Here is a 19233-nt window from a genome sequence, read left to right on the forward strand (position 1 = left end):
ACATCCTAAGGGTAATGTATGAAGAAGACGGTTCTGGCTCTCTCTTTGTTGGTTGGACTCAGCAGCGCTTCCAGCGTATTCGCCGCACTGCCGCAGACGGTTCGTATTGGTACTGACGCCACCTACGCACCATTCTCTTCTAAAGACGCGAAAGGGGATTTCGTCGGCTTTGATATCGATTTGGGCAACGAGATGTGCAAACGCATGCAGGTGAAATGTACCTGGGTGGGCAGCGATTTCGACTCCCTGATCCCATCGCTTAAGGCGAAGAAAATCGATGCCATCATCTCTTCGCTCTCCATTACCGAAAAGCGTCAGCAGGAGATCGCGTTCTCTGACAAGCTGTACGCAGCAGACTCCCGACTGATTGCAGCCAAAGGTTCGCCGATTAAGCCGACTCTTGATTCGCTGAAAGGCAAGCACGTGGGTGTGCTGCAGGGCTCTACCCAGGAAGCTTATGCCAATGAAAACTGGCGTACTAAAGGCATCGACGTGGTGGCCTACCAGAACCAGGATCTGATCTACTCCGATCTGGCTGCCGGTCGTCTGGATGCGGCATTCCAGGACGAAGTGGCCGCAAGCGAAGGGTTCCTCAAGCAGCCTGCCGGGAAAGATTTCGCTTTTGCCGGTCCTTCCGTTAAAGATAAAAAATACTTTGGTGATGGCACCGGTGTTGGCCTGCGTAAGAGCGATACCGAGCTGAAAGCCGCCTTCGACAAAGCGCTGGGTGAACTGCGTAAAGACGGCACCTATGACAAGATGGCGAAGAAGTATTTCGACTTTAACGTTTACGGCGAATAAGTCACACACAGACTAAGGTTATTAATGGGATGTCATGCACCAGAATGAGGCTCTGTTTTGGTGCATGACTGCCGTGATTGCATTATTCCGGTGCAGGCCATGATTTTTTTGTCTTGAAGTGAATAGTTAAGCATTTCTGATGCAAAAAAATATGTCCGCAAGGGCAGAAAAATGGCACGATATCCGGCTGTGCATTTGCTGACTTCCCCCGTTAGTACGACCGTCTGTTGAGGATAGATATGAAAAAACTGGCGTTTTCTCTTTCTTTGATGCTGGCACTTTCCAGTGTCTCTACCGTTTTCGCAGCAATCCCGCAAAAAATTCGTATTGGTACCGATCCGACTTATGCACCCTTCGAATCGAAGAATGCGCAGGGTCAGCTGGTGGGTTTTGATATCGATCTGGCGAAAGAGCTGTGCAAACGCATTAACACCCAGTGCACCTTTGTGGAAAACCCGCTTGATGCGCTGATCCCATCCCTTAAGGCACGCAAGATTGACGCGATTATGTCGTCGCTGTCGATTACCGAGAAGCGCCAGCAGGAAATTGCCTTTACCGACAAACTGTATGCCGCGGACTCCCGTCTGGTGGTGAAGAAGGGCAGTCCGGTGACGCCTGACCTCGCTACGCTTAAGGGTAAACGTGTTGGTGTGCTTCAGGGGACCACGCAGGAAACCTACGGCAATGAACACTGGGCGGCTCAGGGCGTCGAGATCGTCTCTTATCAGGGGCAGGATAATATCTATTCCGACCTGACTGCCGGGCGTATCGATGCGGCGTTCCAGGACGAAGTAGCGGCGAGTGAAGGCTTCCTCAAACAACCTATCGGGAAAGACTACGCCTTTGGCGGCCCGTCGATTAAAGACGTGAAGCTGTTTGGTGTGGGTACCGGTATGGGTCTGCGTAAAGAAGACAACGAGCTGCGCGAGGCGCTGAACAAAGCCTTTGCCTCGATGCGCGCTGACGGCACCTACGACAAGCTCGCGAAAAAATACTTCGATTTTAATGTGTACGGCGACTAATCATCGCGCGTGAACCTTCGCGCCGCAGGGCGCGGAGGTGGAATTGAGATGGGGCAGACTGAATGCTGTACGGGTTCTCACAAGTCATTTTTCAGGGCGCCATCGTCACGCTGGAACTGGCAATCAGTTCTGTGCTGCTGGCTGTCATTATTGGTCTGGCAGGGGCCGGAGCGAAGCTCTCAAGCAATCGCCCGCTGGCGCTGCTGTTCGAAGCTTATACCACTCTGATTCGCGGTGTTCCGGATCTGGTGCTGATGCTGCTCATTTTCTACGGCTTACAGATTGCGCTAAACAGCGTGACGGATGCCTTAGGAATGGCGCAGTTCGACATCGACCCGATGATCGCCGGTATCATCACCCTCGGCTTTATCTACGGTGCTTATTTTACCGAAACCTTCCGCGGGGCATTCCTGGCGGTTCCGCACGGCCATATCGAGGCGGCAACGGCGTTCGGCTTCAACCATCGGCAGACCTTCCGCCGCATTATGTTCCCGGCGATGATGCGCTATGCGTTACCGGGGATTGGCAACAACTGGCAGGTTATTCTCAAAGCAACGGCGCTGGTGTCGCTGCTCGGGCTGGAAGATGTGGTGAAAGCCACGCAGCTCGCCGGCAAAAGCACGTGGGAGCCGTTCTACTTCGCGGTGGTTTGCGGGGTTATCTACCTGATATTTACGACGGTCTCTAACGGCGTGCTGCTGCTGCTCGAACGTCGCTATTCCGTAGGCGTGAAGAGGGCTGACCTGTGATAGAGATCATTCAGGAGTACTGGAAATCCCTGCTGTGGACCGACGGTTACCGTTTTACCGGCGTGGCGATCACCCTGTGGCTGCTTATCTCCTCGGTGGTGATGGGGGGCATTCTGGCCGTGTTTCTCGCCATTGCTCGAGTTTCCAGCAATAAGTTTATCAGCGGGCCGGTGTGGTTCTTTACCTACGTGTTTCGCGGTACGCCGCTTTACGTTCAGCTGCTGGTGTTTTATTCCGGTATGTACACCCTCGAAGTGGTGAAAGGCAATGAGCTGCTGAACGCCTTTTTCCGCAGCGGGCTGAACTGTACCGTGCTGGCGTTAACGCTGAACACCTGTGCTTATACCACTGAGATTTTCGCCGGGGCGATCCGCTCTGTACCGCATGGCGAAATTGAAGCGGGGCGGGCCTACGGTTTCTCAAGCTTTAAAATGTATCGCTGCATCATTCTGCCTTCCGCGCTGCGTATTGCGCTCCCTGCTTACAGCAACGAAGTTATTCTGATGCTGCACTCCACGGCGCTGGCTTTTACCGCCACGGTGCCGGATCTGCTGAAGATTGCGCGCGACATTAACTCGGCAACCTATCAGCCCTTTACCGCCTTTGGTATTGCGGCGGTGCTGTACCTGATTATTTCGTACCTGCTGATAAGTTTGTTCCGTAAAGCGGAAAGACGCTGGATGCAGCATGTCAAACCTTCTTCGACGCACTGAGAACACCATGTCTGAGAATAAATTAAACGTCATCGATCTGCACAAACGCTACGGCGAGCATGAGGTGTTGAAAGGGGTGACCCTGAAGGCCAGCGCCGGGGACGTTATTTCCATCATCGGCTCTTCCGGCTCGGGGAAAAGTACCTTCCTGCGCTGCATTAACTTCCTCGAAAAACCGAGCGCGGGCACCATCATGGTGAACGGCGAAAACATCGGCCTGGTGCGTGATAAAGACGGGCAGCTGAAGGTGGCGGATAAAAACCAGCTGCGGCTGCTGCGCACGCGACTGACGATGGTGTTCCAGCATTTCAACCTGTGGAGCCACATGACGGTGCTGGAAAACGTGATGGAAGCACCGATTCAGGTGCTGGGGCTTAGCAAGCAGGACGCGCGGGACAGGGCAGTCAAATACCTGGCGAAGGTCGGTATTGATGAGCGTCAGCAGAACAAATACCCGGTTCATCTCTCCGGCGGCCAGCAGCAGCGTGTCTCTATTGCTCGCGCATTAGCGATGGAGCCGGAAGTGCTGCTGTTTGATGAGCCAACCTCAGCGCTTGACCCGGAGCTGGTCGGGGAAGTTCTGCGTATCATGCAGAAACTCGCCGAAGAGGGTAAAACCATGGTGGTGGTCACCCACGAAATGGGCTTCGCCCGCCATGTTTCATCCCACGTTATTTTCCTCCATCAGGGGAAAATTGAGGAAGAAGGCCACCCGGATCAGCTGTTTGGCAACCCGCAAAGCCCGCGTCTACAGCAATTCCTTAAAGGGTCGCTGAAGTAATCCCCTCGTAGCCCGGCTTGCCGGGCTACGCTGTTTTACCGCGAGAAGCACGATTTTCAATTTGCTCTACGTAGTGCAGGATGGTTTTTACCTCCATCGAGGTGCGTAGCTGCAGCGCCAGATTCAGGCTATCAAGGGTTTCGGCGCTTGCGACCAGCGGTGAATCCACAGGTAGCCGCTTTTCACTCACCAGCCACTCGACAATTTTTCGCCAGCTCCAGAGCGGAGAGTTACCTTTCACCCGCTGCACCGGACCTGGGAAGTTGCCGCTGCCACGAGCCCCATCCTTCAGTAATGCAACCGCCTGGCGGGAAAGACCGGTCAGTTCTGCAATATCGCTCAGCCCCACCAGGGTTGAATCAACTGACTCTACCCGAATCTGAAGCCCCGAGGATTCCACGTCATGGATTGCTGAGAGCACCGCATGCTGCAGCGAGTCGCTTTCCCGGTCAAATTCCAGATACACCGACGTACCGTAGAAATGCACCAGCGCATCGTCGCAGTGGTTGGCAAACAGTGCATCTTCAAGCCCTGGTGTGGTGGCGGTTACCCCAGAGAGCGTCAGAGTAAAATGATACAGTGGCATTCTTGTGCCTCCTTCAAGTGAGATACTTAAGCTCAGGGTCGCGTCAGGGCCTGCAGCGATCGACCAGCCTGGTGATTTGCCTGGCATGGTTCTGCGTGTTACCCGGCGTTGACCAGACGCTCATCATGTGTTCTTGATGCCCGGAAATACCGCATCGCAGACGGCCAAAACAATGAGCGCTTCTCCCAGCAGGGATAAACACCCAGCCATGAAACACGGCGTAGCGGATAGCTTCTCGTATATGTTTATCTGGATGTTCCTTCATCAATCTTTTTCTCGCTCAGTGTGAATAGTGTGTTGACGAATGTCAACGGGGTTCGATGTGTTTAGTTCGCGAAAGACATTTATCGCTAAACATTTTTATCGTTCCGGAAACAGCTTCACAATTCGCGCAGGCGAGCGGGACAAAGGTTTGGGGTTTGCGAGCGTTATTCCACCGCATGGGGGCGGAATAAGCCCGAAGAGAGGTAAAACTTAAAAAGCGTCAGCTTCCAGCCGGTAGACCCAGTCGTCGTAGCAAACTCCGTTGATTTCGTAGGCTTGCTCAAGCATCTGGGTTCGTACAAATCCCAGCTTTTCCAGCACACGTACTGAACCGACGTTATCGGCCAGAACCCACGCATTCAGCGCTTTCACACCCGCCTGTGTGAAAGCATATTCGCATAAAGCACGTATCGCTTCGGTGGCTATCCCCTTTCCCTGCGCTTCTGGCATAAACATGTACCCGACGTCTGCCTCTTCGCGGTTATGGGGGCTTATTTTCAGGCCGATATCGCCAAGCGGGGTGGGAGAGTTGTGCAGACGAACCACAAAGGTATGCGGTGCCGTCAGACGGGTTGCGAACAGCAGGCGGTTATCTTTTTCAGAGGCCACGGCCGCAATGTAGCGCATGACCCTGGTATCTTCGCGCAGCAGACGGAAGAAATTCCAGTCCGAAGGCTGGAAGGGAGAGAGGTGGAGCCTTGGGGTAGTCACTGTCGCCATCGGTTCGCCATTCTTGTGAGCCTGGCGTTTCACTCTACCACGAGACGACAGTATTTAATCAACTGACTACGTTCTCCAGGGCTTCATCGAGGGAGTACCAACGGAACACAAAGCCAGCCTCTTCAAGACGCTTGGGTAAAGCACGTTGGCCACCCAGCACCAGCACTGAAGATTCTCCCATCATCAGGCGTATGGCCGCCGCAGGGGCGCGGAGCACCGCCGGACGGTTTAACGCATGGCCCAGGGTATGGGCGAACTGTTCGTTGCGGACCGGATAAGGAGAGACCATGTTAAATGGTCCACGGAGATCGTTATCAAGCAGCCACAGGATGCCATTGACCATATCGTCGATATGGATCCATGCCAGGTACTGCCTGCCATTGCCCATTGGACCGCCAAGGCCCAGTTTAAAAATGGGCAGCATTTTCGCCAGAATGCCACCTTCCGGTGCCAGCACCACGCCGGTACGCAGCAGGCAAACGCGGGTTTTATCGCTTTGGGCCGTACAGGCGATTTGCTCCCAGCGGGCGCAAAGTTTGTGGGTGAATTCGTTATGCGGCGGTTCTTCTTCGGTCACGACGACCTCACCTAAGTCGCCGTAGTAACCCGCGGCGGAACCACTGATGAGAATCGCTGGTGGGGATTCGCTGGCATTAATGAGATCGGCGATTTTTTGCGTGATGTTCCAGCGGCTATTGCACAGCCGCTGTTTTTGCTGTTCCGTCCAGCGTTTATCGGCGATGGGCTCGCCCGCGAGGTTGATGACCGCATCAAAGCCGTCTAACGACGTTTTATCGTTCAGGCTCTTGCAGAGGGTGACGCGGCTATCCAGTAGCTGGCGGGCTTTATCCGGATGGCGTGTGACCACGGTAACCTCATGGCCCAGCGTAAACAGGCGAGGGATCAGGTGACGACCAATCAGACCAGTACCGCCGGTTATCAGAATATTCATGCAACCTCCTGGGCTGCGCTTATCGTCGCCAGCTCATCGTCATCGACACCGAGTCGGCATAACGTAGCGCGTGAAGTTTATCGATCTCTACTTCAGCATAAGTGACCCAGTGATGTTCGCGTGCGATATCGAGCACATCCTGAGTTAATTTTTCTAATAACGAGAACCGGTTATCCTCGATATGGCGAATGATGCTCTTGGTGATAGTGCGATAGTTCAGGGCATCGTTGATATCTTCACTACCGCGGGCTTTGTCTGCCGGGTAGTGGATGACGACGTTAATGACCACGTCCTGACGGTTGGCTCGTTCTTCCTCATTGATTCCGATAAAAGTACGCAGGCGCAGATTTTTAATGCGAATAATGGCGTCTGGCTGAGACATTGCAGGCTTCCTCCGTTTATTGTCTCAGCCATCATACATGAAAGTGTGCAGCACCTTAATTTGCTTGCGCCTTCTGCATCGCCAGGATGGTCGCAGGGCGGTTTTTGATACGTTCGTACCAGTTGTTGACCGCCGGGAAGTTGTTCAGATCGATGCGCTGACGCTGGTGGGCGTTTATCCACGGCCAGCAGGCGATATCCGCAATGCTGTAATGATCGCCGCCGAGCCAGGGCGTCGCCTCCAGACGCTTATTCATCACGTTATACAAGCGCAACGTCTCCACCTGAAAACGCTCTATGGCGTACGGCACCGGTTGCGGTGCGAAGTGATTGAAATGGTGATTTTGCCCCAGCATCGGCCCAAGCCCTCCCACCTGCCAGAACAGCCATTGCAGCGTGGCGTGTCGTTCACGCAGTTCACCGTTCAGCAGTGCCCCTGTTTTCTCGGCCAGATAGAGCAGGATCTCACCGGACTCAAACAGGCTCAGCGGCGCACCCCCGTCGGCTGGCAGATGATCGACGATCGCCGGGATCTTATTATTGGGCGATATCGACAGATAATCGGGGCGAAATTGTTCGCCTTTACTGATATCTACGCGGATCAGTCGATAGTCCAGCCGGGCTTCTTCGAGAAACAGCGTTATCTTGTGTCCATTGGGTGTTGGAGCGTAATACAGATCGATCATGATGGCTTCCTTCATGGCGACTGAGGGCTTTCACATGGAGTATAGAAGCAGATCTGAAGGAGTGAATTTTGATCAGGTGACAGCTTTCACAAGAGAAGATATGGTGAGGGAATTGCCCGTCAATCGCTGAGGAAATCATGAGTAAGCCTGTTATTACGCTGTGGTCTGATGCCAATTTCTTTTCGCCTTATGTGATGTCTGTGTATGTAGCCCTGCAGGAAAAAGGCTTGCCTTTCAGCCTGAAAACGGTGGATCTCAATCGGGGAGACCACCTGAAGACTGACTGGAAAGGGTTTTCCGTGACACGGCGGGTACCGCTGCTGGAAGTCGACGCCTTCGAACTTGGCGAATCCTCCGCTATTACCGAATACCTTGATGAGCGATTTGCACCGCCGCAGTGGGAGCGACTGTACCCGCACTCGCTGGAGAATCGCGCGCTGGCGCGACAGATTCAGGCGTGGCTACGTAGCGATTTAATGCCCATTCGCGAAGAGCGTTCAACCGACGTTATTTTTGGTGGCGCTAAAAAGCCTGCGCTGAGCGAAGCCGGGCGGCAAAGTGCAGAAAAATTGTTCAGCACCGCAGAAAAATTGCTGGCCCACGGCAAACCGAATTTGTTTGGAGAGTGGTGCATTGCTGATGCCGATCTGGCGCTGATGCTTAATCGCCTGGTCATTCACGGCGACGAGGTGCCAGAGCGTCTTGCCGATTACGCCGGGTTCCAGTGGCAACGAGCCTCTGTCCAGCGCTACGTGGCGCTTTCCGCTAAACGTGCAGGCTGAATCACCTTCTGAAATCCGTTAAAATGGGGGCAGTTACTCAGGAGGATGAAATGATGAAACTGATGTTTGCATCGGATATTCATGGGTCGCTGCCCGCAGCGGAACGCGTTCTGGACATTTTTGCCCAAAGCGACGCGCAATGGCTGGTGTTGCTGGGCGACCTGCTTTATCACGGCCCGCGCAACGCGCTGCCAGAGGGGTATAACCCCGCCGGCGTCGCGGAAGTACTCAATCGTGAGGCTGCGCGAGTCATTGCTGTGCGTGGCAACTGCGACAGCGAAGTCGACCAGATGCTGCTCCACTTTCCCATTACGGCACCATGGCAGCAGATACTGACCGAACGGCAGCGCCTTTTTCTGACCCACGGCCATCTGTTTGGACCAGATAATCTTCCCGCGCTCGCCGCTGGCGATGTGCTGGTTTATGGTCATACTCATATTCCGGTTGCCGAAAAACGCGGTGAGATTTTTCATTTCAATCCAGGCTCCGTCAGCATCCCCAAAGGTGGCTTTGCCGCCAGCTACGGCGTGCTTGAGGGTGATTATTTGCAGGTTTTAGCACTCAATGATCAACAGGTTATTGCGCAGGTTGCGATTAACCCGTAATTTACCCGTCAATCTTAAGACGCGCCGCAAGAGCGCTTTTAACAGAAGGTTTCCCGATGGTGGAGCAGAGTCCTTTGGCAAGCACAGAATGGGTGGATATCGTCAGTGAAGATAACGAGGTGATCGCGCAAGCGAGCCGCGAACAGATGCGTCAGCAATGCCTGCGTCATCGCGCCACCTACATTGTTGTTCACGACGGGATGGGCAAAATCCTGGTGCAGCGCCGCACCGAGACGAAAGATTTCATGCCCGGTATGCTGGATGCCACCGCAGGCGGTGTCGTTCAGGCAGATGAGCAACTGCTGGATTCTGCACGCCGCGAAGCGGAAGAGGAGCTCGGCATTGCCGGAGTACCTTTTGCCGACCACGGTCAGTTTTACTTCGAAGATAAAAACTGCCGCGTCTGGGGAAGCCTGTTCAGCTGCGTTTCTCACGGTCCGTTTGCGCTGCAGGAAGAAGAGGTCAGCGAAGTGTGCTGGCTGACGCCGGAAGAGATAACCGCGCGTTGCGACGAGTTCACGCCAGATTCACTTAAGGCGCTGGCGCTGTGGATGAGCCGCAACGCCAGCAATGAGTCTCAGGTTGTGGAAGACGACGAGTAAGTCGTTAGCAGCTATCGCGCAGACACAGCGTTGACGCGATAGCTGAACTTTCCCGTTGTTCTTCATTCAGGCGAGCCAGCAGCGCCTTACCCGCTTCAATACCTATCTTTCTGTGTGGTACCGCCATCGTGGTCAGGGGCGGCTGACACACCCGGCTGACATCGCTGTCACCAAATCCCACAATCGCCAGATCGTCCGGCACTTTAATGCGGCGGCGCTGGCATTCATACAACGCACCGCACGCCAGTTCATCAGACACGCACACCAGGGCATCCAGTTCCGGCCACGCGAGCAGAAACTCAGGCAACTGCGCGGCTCCGGTCGAAAAGGTAGGCGGCATCGCGGCGTTAATCACCCGATTCGGCGACATATGATGACGCAGCATGGCTTTATACCAGCCCTGCAGATGCTGCTGAAAAATCCACTGCTCCTGATTGGCGCACAGCAGGCCGATATTCTGGTAGCCGCGCTGAATGAGCATCTGGGTTAGTTCGAACATCGCTGCTACGTTGTCGATGCCAATATTCATATCGATGGGATCGATACGCGTCGCACCGATCTCGATGACCGGGATCGAGGCGTTTTTGAGCCACTGGCGCACGGTATCGCTGTGCTCAACGCTCAGCAATACGGCAGCCGCAATGTTTGAGGCCAGCAGCGTTTCCAGCAGCTTCTCTTCCTGCTCAAGCCGATGGCGCGACTCCGCCAGCATAATCTGATAACCCGCAGGCTGCAGCACCTCCTGCAGGCCGGCAAACATCTCCGCGCAGCCGGATTCTCCCAGATTAGGTACCACCATGGCGATGGTCCACGACGAGGCCGAGGCGAGGGCGCTGGCGGCAAGATTTGGCATATAACCGAGCGTTTCTACCGCGGCTTCAATTTTCTCGCGTAGCTTGTCGGAAACCTGTTCAGGTGTGCGCAGCGCTCGGGAAACCGTCATCGTTCCTACACCGGCCAGCTGCGCGACATCCGCGAGGGTGACTTTGCCGGTACTGCGACGTTTTCGGGTAAGTGACATGCTTCTTCCTGAGTGAAATCACAACATTAAGTGCATGCAGTATACGCCGGAAATCCCTCTTTTTGCTGAGTAATTGCACGATGATTACGTTTTGATAGCGCTATCACAATTCTGTGATACGGATTTTTGGTAGCGCTATCTTTGTGACTATCATCACAGTTAGTCGCCGCGCCCTTGCATAAAGTTTGTTCACCTTGTTACGGGAAGGAGAACAGAATGCTAAGTCAGTGGATCCATGACGGGACGATCATGCTGGAAGAGACGGTCTCTGACTGGAGACAGGCGCTGGAACGCTGCGCGCAGCCGTTGCTGAATGCGGGGGTGATTACACCGGACTATATTACCACCATCGTTGCCCAGCAGCAGAAACTCGGCCCCTGGTATGTGCTGGCTCCCGGCCTCGCCATGCCGCATGCACGTCCGGAAGAAGGGGCAACGGGAATGGGACTTTCACTGCTGAAACTGCGTAAAGGAGTAGCCTTTGGGGCCGGGGAGTTTGACCCGGTTGACGTTATCGTGATGCTGGCCGCCCCCGACAATCACAGCCATATTGAAATGATTTCTGCGCTGGCAGAGCTATTTTCCAGCGAGGACGATTTGCAGCAACTACATCAGGCACACACCGTGGAGGAAATTAAAAACATTATTAGCCGCTTCTGATTTTTAAAATTACATCCTGACTTCTGGCATTTTACCTGCGGGTAAGATGCGGGCGACTCTACGTTAAATTAGGTGACAATAATGAAAATAATGGCGATTTGCGGATCCGGGCTCGGCAGCAGTTTTATGGTCGAGATGAATATTAAAAAAATTCTTAAAAAACTGAATATCGATGCTGATGTAGAGCACTCTGACTTATCTTCAGCGACACCAGGGGCAGCAGACCTGTTTGTAATGGCCAAAGATATTGCTGAAAGCGCCAGCGTGCCGGCACATCAACTGGTGGTCATCAGCAATATTATCGATATCAACGAGCTCGAAGAAAAATTGAGCGCCTGGTTTAGTCAACAATAACCCTGATTGCGCGAGGTGGATATGTTTATCCTTGAAACGCTAAATTTCGTTGTTGATATATTAAAAGTTCCTTCCGTGCTGGTTGGTCTTATTGCATTAATAGGCCTGGTCGCGCAGAAAAAATCATTCTCTGATGTTGTCAAAGGCACAATTAAAACCATTCTTGGTTTTATTGTTCTTGGCGGTGGCGCCACCGTACTGGTGGGTTCGTTAAATCCACTCGGCGGTATGTTTGAACATGCTTTCAGTATTCAGGGAATTATCCCGAATAATGAGGCGATAGTCTCCATTGCCCTCGAAAAATACGGTGCCTCTACGGCACTTATCATGGCATTCGGGATGGTGGCGAACATCATCGTGGCTCGCTTTACACGCCTGAAATACATCTTCCTCACCGGGCATCACACGTTCTACATGGCCTGTATGATTGGCGTGATCCTGACGGTTGCGGGGTTCGAGGGGGTAGGCCTGGTCTTTACCGGTTCGCTTATCCTGGGTCTGGTAATGGCATTTTTCCCGGCGCTGGCGCAGCGCTACATGAAGCGTATTACGGGGACCGATGATATCGCTTTCGGGCACTTTGGCACTCTGGGTTATGTACTTTCTGGCTGGATTGGCAGCGTGTGTGGCAAAGGGTCGCGTTCGACAGAAGAGATGAATCTGCCGAAGAACCTGAGCTTCCTGCGCGACAGCTCCATTTCTATTTCACTGACCATGATGGTGATTTACCTGATTATGGCGGTGAGCGCCGGTCGCGAATACGTTGAGAGCCAGTTCAGCGGCGGCCAGAACTACCTCGTATACGCCATCATTATGGCTATTACCTTCGCTGCCGGCGTGTTCATCATCCTGCAGGGCGTGCGGTTGATCCTTGCGGAAATCGTACCGGCATTTACCGGCTTTTCTGAAAAACTGGTACCCAACGCTCGTCCGGCGCTGGATTGCCCGGTGGTTTATCCCTATGCACCAAACGCCGTGCTGATTGGCTTTCTGTTCAGCTTCCTCGGTGGGCTGGTGGGGCTGTTCCTGCTCGGGCAGATGAAGCTGGTACTGATCCTGCCGGGCGTTGTCCCACACTTCTTTACCGGCGCGACTGCCGGGGTATTTGGCAACGCCACCGGCGGCCGTCGTGGCGCAATGCTTGGCGCGTTTGCCAATGGTTTGCTCATTACCTTCCTGCCTGTGCTGCTGCTGCCGGTTCTCGGGGCCATTGGCTTTGCTAACACGACGTTCTCTGACGCCGATTTCGGTGCGGTGGGCATCGTGCTTGGGAATCTGGCGCGCTATCTCTCACCGCTGGCAATTAGCGGGCTGGTGGTGGCGCTGTTCATTATCCTCGTGGCGCACAACGTCGTGAAAGGTAAATCTGCCGGCAACGGCGCACAGCAAAAAACGGGGGCGAAATCATAATGTCTACTGAAATTACTCAACTGGCGCGCGATATCCGCGTGGCTACCCTGAAGTCGCTGACCCAGCTTGGCTTTGGTCACTACGGCGGCTGTATGTCGGTGGTGGAAACGCTGGCGGTGCTTTACGGCGACGTGATGCGTATTGACCCGGCCGACCCGGACTGGCCCGAGCGCGACTACTTTGTGCTGTCGAAGGGGCATGCTGGTCCGGCGCTGTACAGTACGCTTGCGATTAAGGGCTACTTTCCTGTTGCAGAGTTGAGCACGCTTAACCAGAACGGTACCCGGCTGCCGAGCCATCCGGACCGGTTGAAAACCCGCGGCGTGGATGCGACCACCGGTTCACTGGGGCAGGGGATTTCGATTGCCGCCGGGATGGCGCTTTCCCATAAGCTTGCCGGACGTCGCAATCGCGTGTTCTGTATCGTCGGCGACGGTGAGCTTAACGAAGGGCAGTGCTGGGAGGCGTTCCAGTTTATCGCCCACCATCAGCTCAACAACCTGCTGGTATTCGTGGACTGGAACAAACAGCAGCTCGACGGCGAGCTCGACGACATCATCCGTCCGTTCGATCTCGAGGGTAAATTCCACGCCTTTGGTTTTGACGTCCACACCGTAAAGGGCGATGACATCCCCGCGCTGCAGGCGATTGCCAGACCGGTGCTGGAGCCAGGTGCGCGACCACGGCTGGTCATTCTCGACAGTATTAAAGGCCAGGGCGTGCCGTATCTTGAGCAGCTCAGCAATTCTCACCATCTGCGCCTGACGGAAGCAACGAAGCAGATACTCAACGAGACTATTCAACAACTGGAGGCCACACATGATTAAGGTTGCCCCGGGCGGGGAAAAAGACGCCATCGAAATGCGCAAAGTGTACGCCGGGTTTGTTGCCGGGCAGATAGCGGCGAACAGCGGCATTATTGCGCTTGAGGCGGATCTGATGAGCTCAATGGCGATGGATGGCGTGCAGCGTGAGCATCCGCAGCATGTAATTAACTGTGGGATCATGGAAGCGAACGTGATTGGAACGGCGGCAGGGCTTTCGCTCACCGGGCGTAAACCTTTCGTGCATACCTTTACCGCTTTCGCCAGCCGCCGCTGTTTTGACCAGTTATTCATGTCGCTCGACTATCAGCGCAACAACGTGAAAGTGATTGCCTCGGACGCCGGGGTTACAGCCTGCCATAACGGCGGTACCCATATGTCGTTTGAAGATATGGGGATTGTTCGCGGGCTGGCGCATTCAGTGGTCCTCGAAGTTACCGACGCGGTGATGTTTAAGGACATCCTTAATCAGCTTATCGATCTTGAAGGATTCTACTGGGTGCGCACCATCCGCAAGCAGGCCCCGACGGTCTATCAGGAAGGTTCACACTTCACGATTGGCAAGGGTAATGTACTGCGCGAGGGGGAAGATATCACGCTCATCGCCAACGGCATCATGGTGGCAGAAGCGCTTGAAGCGGCACGACGGCTGGAGCGAGACGGTATCAGCGCCGCGGTTATCGACATGTTTACGCTGAAACCTATCGATCGCATGCTGGTAAAAAACTATGCCGAGAAAACCGGGCGTATCGTCACCTGTGAAAACCACAGTATTCACAACGGGCTTGGGTCGGCGGTGGCTGAAGTGCTGGTGGAAACCTGCCCGGTGCCGATGCGTCGTGTGGGGGTGAAAGAGCGCTATGGCCAGGTGGGAACGCAGGATTTCCTGCAACAGGAGTATGGCCTGACGGCGGATGACATCGTGAAGGTGGCGAGAGAGCTGCTGTAGTAAATAAACCCGCCTCTGAGGTTTCAGAGGCGGGTGTTTATTATTATTGTTTCGTTACGCTAACATTGGTGAACATAAAGGTCGTTTGGTACGAGGCATAAAACTCAACTTTAAATTCAGTATATTTTTCAGCTACGTTAAAATTAAAAGTGTTGGTATTCCAGATGTTTTGATTATAATTCACAGGCATATTCGGAAAAATAATAAATTCCCAACCACCGCTTTGATTTTGTCCCCAGACTCGAACGGAACAATTCGGGCCTACGTAGCAACTACGGAACGTCAGCGTGTAGTCACCTGCTGCACGGGGCACGACTTGGGTTAATCCTGTTGCATTACCAACGGCGATTTTTGCATAGTTATCCCCTGGAGGATTATGCACAATAGTCACGTATTCTGGTGAACTGGTACGCCAGTGGACCAGTTCTTCTGCAAAGCTGCCGTCAATAATTAAATTCTCAGTACTCATTTTTCTACTCCAGTCAGGGATAATTTAGAACCATACATTCGAGAATGGTAATTTACTGGAGCTCGAGATCGGAGGTTGACTAGCGGAGAGGCAGTGTTGCCTTATTTTTGGACATTTCAGTTTGAACGCAAATAAAAAGGCCGGTCATTGCTGACCGGCCTTTTTGATTAAAAAGAAAAATTACTTCTCTTGCTGTGAAGACTGGATCGCGGTCAGTGCGATGGTGTAGACAATATCGTCTACCAGCGCGCCACGAGACAGGTCGTTCACCGGCTTGCGCATACCCTGCAGCATCGGCCCGATGGAGATCAGGTCGGCAGAGCGCTGTACCGCTTTGTAGGTGGTGTTACCGGTGTTCAGATCCGGGAAGATGAACACGGTAGCGCGACCAGCAACCGGCGAGTTCGGCGCTTTGGATTTCGCAACGTCAGCCATCACGGCGGCATCGTACTGCAGCGGGCCGTCGATCATCAGGTCAGGACGTTTTTCCTGAGCGATACGAGTTGCTTCACGAACTTTCTCTACGTCGCTACCTGCACCAGAGGTGCCGGTGGAGTAGGAGAGCATCGCTACGCGCGGTTCGATACCGAAGGCGATCGCGGAGTCAGCAGACTGGATGGCGATTTCAGCCAGCTGTTCTGCGGTTGGATCCGGGTTGATCGCACAGTCACCGTAAACGTAAACCTGTTCCGGCAGCAGCATGAAGAACACGGAAGAAACCAGCGAGCTGCCTGGCGCAGTTTTGATAAGCTGCAGCGGCGGACGGATGGTGTTTGCGGTGGTGTGAACAGCACCGGAAACCAGACCGTCAACTTCATCCTGCTCCAGCATCAGGGTGCCCAGCACCACGTTGTCTTCCAGCTGTTCGCGGGCAACGGCTTCAGTCATGCCTTTGCTCTTACGCAGCTCAACCAGACGACCCACATAGCTCTCGCGAACTACTTCTGGATCGACGATTTCGATGCCAGCGCCCAGCTCAACGCCCTGGTCAGCCGCAACGCGGTTGATAGCGTCCGGGTTGCCCAGCAGTACGCAGGTCGCGATACCACGTTCAGCACAGATGGCTGCTGCTTTCACGGTACGCGGCTCGTCGCCTTCTGGCAGAACAACACGTTTGCCGGCTTTACGCGCCAGCTCGGTCAGCTGGTAGCGGAAGGCTGGCGGAGACAGACGACGGCTGCGCTCGGAGGTAGCGGTCAGAGACTCAACCCAATCGGCGTTAACGTAGTTAGCGACGTACTCCTGAACTTTCTCGATGCGTGCGAGGTCATCAACCGGAACTTCCAGGTTGAAGCTCTGCAGGCTCAGAGAGGTCTGCCAGGTGTTGGTGTTCACCATGAATACCGGCAGGCCAGTCGCGAATGCACGCTCGCACAGCTTGGAGATGCGCGCGTCCATGTCGTAACCACCGGTCAGCAGGATGGCACCGATCTCAACGCCGTTCATCGCTGCCAGGCAGGCTGCAACCAGCACGTCCGGACGGTCAGCGGAGGTCACCAGCAGGGAGCCCGGGCGGAAGTGTTCCAGCATGTGCGGGATGCTGCGCGCGCAGAAGGTCACGGATTTCACGCGGCGGGTTTTGATATCGCCTTCGTTAACCACGGTCGCATTCAGATGACGCGCCATATCGATAGCACGGGTAGCGATCAGATCGAAGCTCCACGGCACCGCGCCCAGAATTGGCAGCGGGCTGGAAGCCTGCAGCGCAGCCGGGTCAATCTTCACGACTTTCGCTTTGGAAGAATCGTCAAAGATTTCGGACAGGTCAGGACGAGTACGGCCCTGCTCATCAACCGGAGCGTTCAGCTTGTTGATGATAACACCGGTGATGCTGGTGTTTTTCGCGCCGCCGAAGCTGCTGCGAGTCAGTTCGATACGCTCGTTCAGCTGTTCCTGGGTATCAGTACCCTGGGACATCACGAACACGATTTCCGCGTTCAGCGTTTTGGCGATTTCGTAGTTCAGAGACTGCGCGAACTGATGTTTGCGAGTCGGCACCAGGCCTTCAACCAGCACCACTTCAGCATCCTGAGTGTTGGCGTGGTAGTTGGCGATGATCTCTTCCATCAGCACGTCTTTCTGGTTGCTGGAGAGCAGAGATTCAACGTGGTTCATGTTCATCGGCTCTGCGGCCGGAACTGAAGAGTTGGCGCGAACGATAGCGGTGGTCTGGTCTGGCGCATCGCCACCAGCACGCGGCTGGGCGATAGGTTTGAATACGCTCAGACGAACGCCTTTACGTTCCATCGCGCGGATAACACCGAGGCTGACGCTGGTCAGGCCTACGCTGGTACCTGTCGGGATCAGCATAATAGTACGGGACACGATTTATCCTCTTTCGTAACCGCCAGGACGGCGGGTGACAAAAACAGCACCGCCAGCGTAGGCTGGCGGTGTGGAATCAGGCGGTCAGACGGCTGGCGTCTTGCGCGATAACCAGTTCTTCGTTGGTCGGGATGACCACGGCAGGACGGGTACCTTCTTTGTTGATGAAGCCAGACTTGCCGAAACGGGCAGCCAGGTTACGCTCGTGATCAACTTCGAAGCCCAGTACGCCCAGTTTGCCCAGGGACAGCTCGCGTACCATTGCAGCGTTTTCACCGATACCACCGGTGAAGACAACGGCGTCCAGGCGACCGTCCATCAGTGCACTGTAGGAACCGATGTACTTCGCCAGACGGTGGCAGTAAACGTCCATTGCACGTTTAGCGTCTTCTTTCGTCGCGTAGTTGTCTTCAACGTAGCGGCAATCGCTGGTGACTTCGGTCAGACCCAGCAGACCAGATTCTTTGGTCAGCATTTTGTTGATCTGATCGATGCTCAGCCCTAAGTTGTCGTGCAGGAAGAAAATGATTGCCGGGTCGATGTCACCGGTACGGGTGCCCATCACCAGGCCTTCCAGCGGGGTCAGACCCATAGAGGTGTCGACACACTGGCCGTTACGGATAGCGGAAACGGAACCACCGTTGCCCAGGTGGCAGGTGATGATGTTCAGTTCTTCAACCGGCTTGTTCAGCATTTTCGCGGCTTCTTGAGTCACGAAGTAGTGGCTGGTGCCGTGGAAACCGTAACGACGAACGCCGTGCTCTCTGTACAGGTTGTACGGCAGGGCGTACAGGTAAGATTCTTCCGGCATGGTCTGGTGGAACGCGGTGTCGAACACGGCAACGTTCTTATCTTTCAGACCCGGGAAGGATTTCAGCGCTTCGGTGATACCGATCAGGTGAGCCGGGTTGTGCAGCGGTGCAAACGGCGCCGCGTCTTTGATACCCTGGATGACGGTTTCGTCGATAACCACGGAGCTGGTGTATTTTTCGCCGCCGTGAACAATACGGTGACCAATTGCGGTCAGCTGGGCGGACAGTTCTGGTTTTTGTGCCAGAATAGTGTTAACGATAAAGTTCAGCGCTTCGCTGTGAGCTGCTCCTGCACCGAGGGCTGCTTCTTGCTTGCTACCGTCTAATTTCCATTTGATGCGTGCTTCAGGCAGATGGAAACATTCGGCCAAACCAGAGAGATACTCTTCACCGTTGGTCGCATCGATGATGGCGAATTTCAGAGAGGAGCTACCGCAGTTCAGAACCAGTACTAACTTACTCGACATGGAAGTACCTATTAGTGATACGTGGCTAAAAAAACGTCAGTGAGTCATAAAGCGTAGCGCAGGATGAGGCTGACATTTATGATTAACATCATGCCTTGTTCTTGTTTTGGGCACGATGAAGGAAATACCTGTTGATTCTATGTCATTTTGCACAATTTTCAGCCAGTGGCATAATATGCAATAATTTGACAAGCCAGGAGAACGGGTCTATGCCCATCTCAGGCTGGCACAGGATACCCGATCGTAGGGGGCAATGACAAAATCTTTTGAACGTTGTCAAACCCAGTTGTGGTTTTGT

22 protein-coding genes are annotated in these 19233 nt (G+C 54.2%); 13 read left to right on the forward strand and 9 right to left on the reverse strand.

The window, feature by feature from the left end:
* Positions 1–18: 18 nt before the first annotated feature.
* The 5 genes from argT (at position 19) to hisP (ending at position 4066) form a co-directional block, all read left to right on the forward strand.
* Positions 19–801, forward strand: a complete 783-nt coding sequence (gene argT / locus C7387_RS01300) for a lysine/arginine/ornithine ABC transporter substrate-binding protein ArgT (RefSeq protein ID WP_006820984.1) — start codon at positions 19–21, stop codon at positions 799–801.
* A 239-nt stretch (positions 802–1040) separates the two neighbouring features.
* On the forward strand, positions 1041–1823 hold the full coding sequence (gene hisJ / locus C7387_RS01305; protein ID WP_006820982.1) for a histidine ABC transporter substrate-binding protein HisJ: 783 nt from the start codon (positions 1041–1043) through the stop codon (positions 1821–1823).
* A 62-nt stretch (positions 1824–1885) separates the two neighbouring features.
* The gene (locus C7387_RS01310) at positions 1886–2572 is read left to right on the forward strand and encodes a histidine ABC transporter permease HisQ (RefSeq protein WP_006820981.1); all 687 of its coding nucleotides are present in this window, start codon (positions 1886–1888) and stop codon (positions 2570–2572) included.
* Entirely contained in the window at positions 2569–3285 is a 717-nt protein-coding gene (locus C7387_RS01315) for an ABC transporter permease (RefSeq protein ID WP_006820980.1), read from the forward strand. Before C7387_RS01310 ends, C7387_RS01315 begins: the two co-directional genes overlap by 4 nt.
* 7 nt (positions 3286–3292) lie before the next feature.
* Positions 3293–4066: a histidine ABC transporter ATP-binding protein HisP gene (hisP, locus tag C7387_RS01320; RefSeq protein WP_006820979.1), complete on the forward strand. Its 774-nt coding sequence runs from the start codon at positions 3293–3295 to the stop codon at positions 4064–4066.
* 25 nt (positions 4067–4091) lie between these two features.
* Here the strand turns inward: hisP and C7387_RS01325 are convergent, their stop codons facing one another.
* The 5 genes from C7387_RS01325 to yfcG all read right to left on the reverse strand — a co-directional run bounded on the left by C7387_RS01325 (position 4092) and on the right by yfcG (position 7655).
* Positions 4092–4652: a helix-turn-helix transcriptional regulator gene (locus C7387_RS01325; protein ID WP_038256244.1), complete on the reverse strand. Its 561-nt coding sequence runs from the start codon at positions 4650–4652 to the stop codon at positions 4092–4094.
* 474 nt (positions 4653–5126) lie between these two features.
* On the reverse strand, positions 5127–5636 hold the full coding sequence (locus C7387_RS01335) for a GNAT family N-acetyltransferase (protein WP_120815882.1): 510 nt from the start codon (positions 5634–5636) through the stop codon (positions 5127–5129).
* A 58-nt stretch (positions 5637–5694) separates the two neighbouring features.
* Positions 5695–6588 carry a TIGR01777 family oxidoreductase gene (locus C7387_RS01340; RefSeq protein ID WP_006820975.1) on the reverse strand — a complete coding sequence of 298 codons (894 nt, stop codon included), beginning with the start codon at positions 6586–6588 and terminating at the stop codon, positions 5695–5697.
* Between the two features lie 19 nt (positions 6589–6607).
* Positions 6608–6970, reverse strand: a complete 363-nt coding sequence (gene folX, locus C7387_RS01345) for a dihydroneopterin triphosphate 2'-epimerase (protein WP_006820974.1) — start codon at positions 6968–6970, stop codon at positions 6608–6610.
* Positions 6971–7025: 55 nt separating this feature from the next.
* On the reverse strand, positions 7026–7655 hold the full coding sequence (gene yfcG, locus C7387_RS01350) for a GSH-dependent disulfide bond oxidoreductase (RefSeq protein ID WP_120815883.1): 630 nt from the start codon (positions 7653–7655) through the stop codon (positions 7026–7028).
* A 137-nt stretch (positions 7656–7792) separates the two neighbouring features.
* Between yfcG and yfcF the strand changes: the two genes are divergently transcribed.
* From yfcF to yfcD, 3 genes are read left to right on the forward strand one after another with little or no spacing between them, the layout of a single operon-like run.
* Positions 7793–8437, forward strand: coding sequence for a glutathione transferase (gene yfcF / locus C7387_RS01355; protein WP_006820972.1), 645 nt, complete (start codon positions 7793–7795; stop codon positions 8435–8437).
* 50 nt (positions 8438–8487) lie between these two features.
* Positions 8488–9042, forward strand: coding sequence for a phosphodiesterase (yfcE, locus tag C7387_RS01360; protein ID WP_120815884.1), 555 nt, complete (start codon positions 8488–8490; stop codon positions 9040–9042).
* Positions 9043–9101: 59 nt separating this feature from the next.
* Entirely contained in the window at positions 9102–9644 is a 543-nt protein-coding gene (yfcD, locus tag C7387_RS01365; protein ID WP_038256395.1) for an NUDIX hydrolase YfcD, read from the forward strand.
* A 4-nt stretch (positions 9645–9648) separates the two neighbouring features.
* Here the strand turns inward: yfcD and C7387_RS01370 are convergent, their stop codons facing one another.
* Positions 9649–10665, reverse strand: a complete 1017-nt coding sequence (locus C7387_RS01370) for a LacI family DNA-binding transcriptional regulator (protein ID WP_038256250.1) — start codon at positions 10663–10665, stop codon at positions 9649–9651.
* Between the two features lie 216 nt (positions 10666–10881).
* Between C7387_RS01370 and C7387_RS01375 the strand changes: the two genes are divergently transcribed.
* From C7387_RS01375 to C7387_RS01395, 5 genes are all read left to right on the forward strand, one after another.
* Positions 10882–11325: a PTS sugar transporter subunit IIA gene (locus tag C7387_RS01375; RefSeq protein WP_006820968.1), complete on the forward strand. Its 444-nt coding sequence runs from the start codon at positions 10882–10884 to the stop codon at positions 11323–11325.
* 81 nt (positions 11326–11406) lie between these two features.
* Positions 11407–11679 carry a PTS sugar transporter subunit IIB gene (locus tag C7387_RS01380; RefSeq protein ID WP_006820967.1) on the forward strand — a complete coding sequence of 91 codons (273 nt, stop codon included), beginning with the start codon at positions 11407–11409 and terminating at the stop codon, positions 11677–11679.
* A 21-nt stretch (positions 11680–11700) separates the two neighbouring features.
* Positions 11701–13089, forward strand: a complete 1389-nt coding sequence (locus tag C7387_RS01385) for a PTS ascorbate transporter subunit IIC (RefSeq protein WP_120815885.1) — start codon at positions 11701–11703, stop codon at positions 13087–13089.
* The gene (locus tag C7387_RS01390; RefSeq protein WP_120815886.1) at positions 13086–13916 is read left to right on the forward strand and encodes a transketolase; all 831 of its coding nucleotides are present in this window, start codon (positions 13086–13088) and stop codon (positions 13914–13916) included. Before C7387_RS01385 ends, C7387_RS01390 begins: the two co-directional genes overlap by 4 nt.
* Positions 13909–14862: a transketolase family protein gene (locus C7387_RS01395; RefSeq protein ID WP_120815887.1), complete on the forward strand. Its 954-nt coding sequence runs from the start codon at positions 13909–13911 to the stop codon at positions 14860–14862. Before C7387_RS01390 ends, C7387_RS01395 begins: the two co-directional genes overlap by 8 nt.
* 43 nt (positions 14863–14905) lie before the next feature.
* Here C7387_RS01395 and C7387_RS01400 read toward each other — a convergent pair whose 3' ends face one another.
* The 3 genes from C7387_RS01400 to ackA all read right to left on the reverse strand — a co-directional run bounded on the left by C7387_RS01400 (position 14906) and on the right by ackA (position 18935).
* Positions 14906–15331 (reverse strand): hypothetical protein, encoded by a 426-nt coding sequence (locus tag C7387_RS01400; RefSeq protein ID WP_038256256.1) that lies wholly within the window; start codon positions 15329–15331, stop codon positions 14906–14908.
* A gap of 180 nt (positions 15332–15511) precedes the next feature.
* Entirely contained in the window at positions 15512–17656 is a 2145-nt protein-coding gene (gene pta, locus C7387_RS01405; protein WP_038256258.1) for a phosphate acetyltransferase, read from the reverse strand.
* A 76-nt stretch (positions 17657–17732) separates the two neighbouring features.
* Entirely contained in the window at positions 17733–18935 is a 1203-nt protein-coding gene (gene ackA, locus C7387_RS01410; protein WP_006820962.1) for an acetate kinase, read from the reverse strand.
* Between the last annotated feature and the right edge of the window lie 298 nt (positions 18936–19233).

Origin of the sequence: Yokenella regensburgei, assembly GCF_003634235.1 — a bacterium.
Lineage (GTDB): Bacteria > Pseudomonadota > Gammaproteobacteria > Enterobacterales > Enterobacteriaceae > Yokenella > Yokenella regensburgei.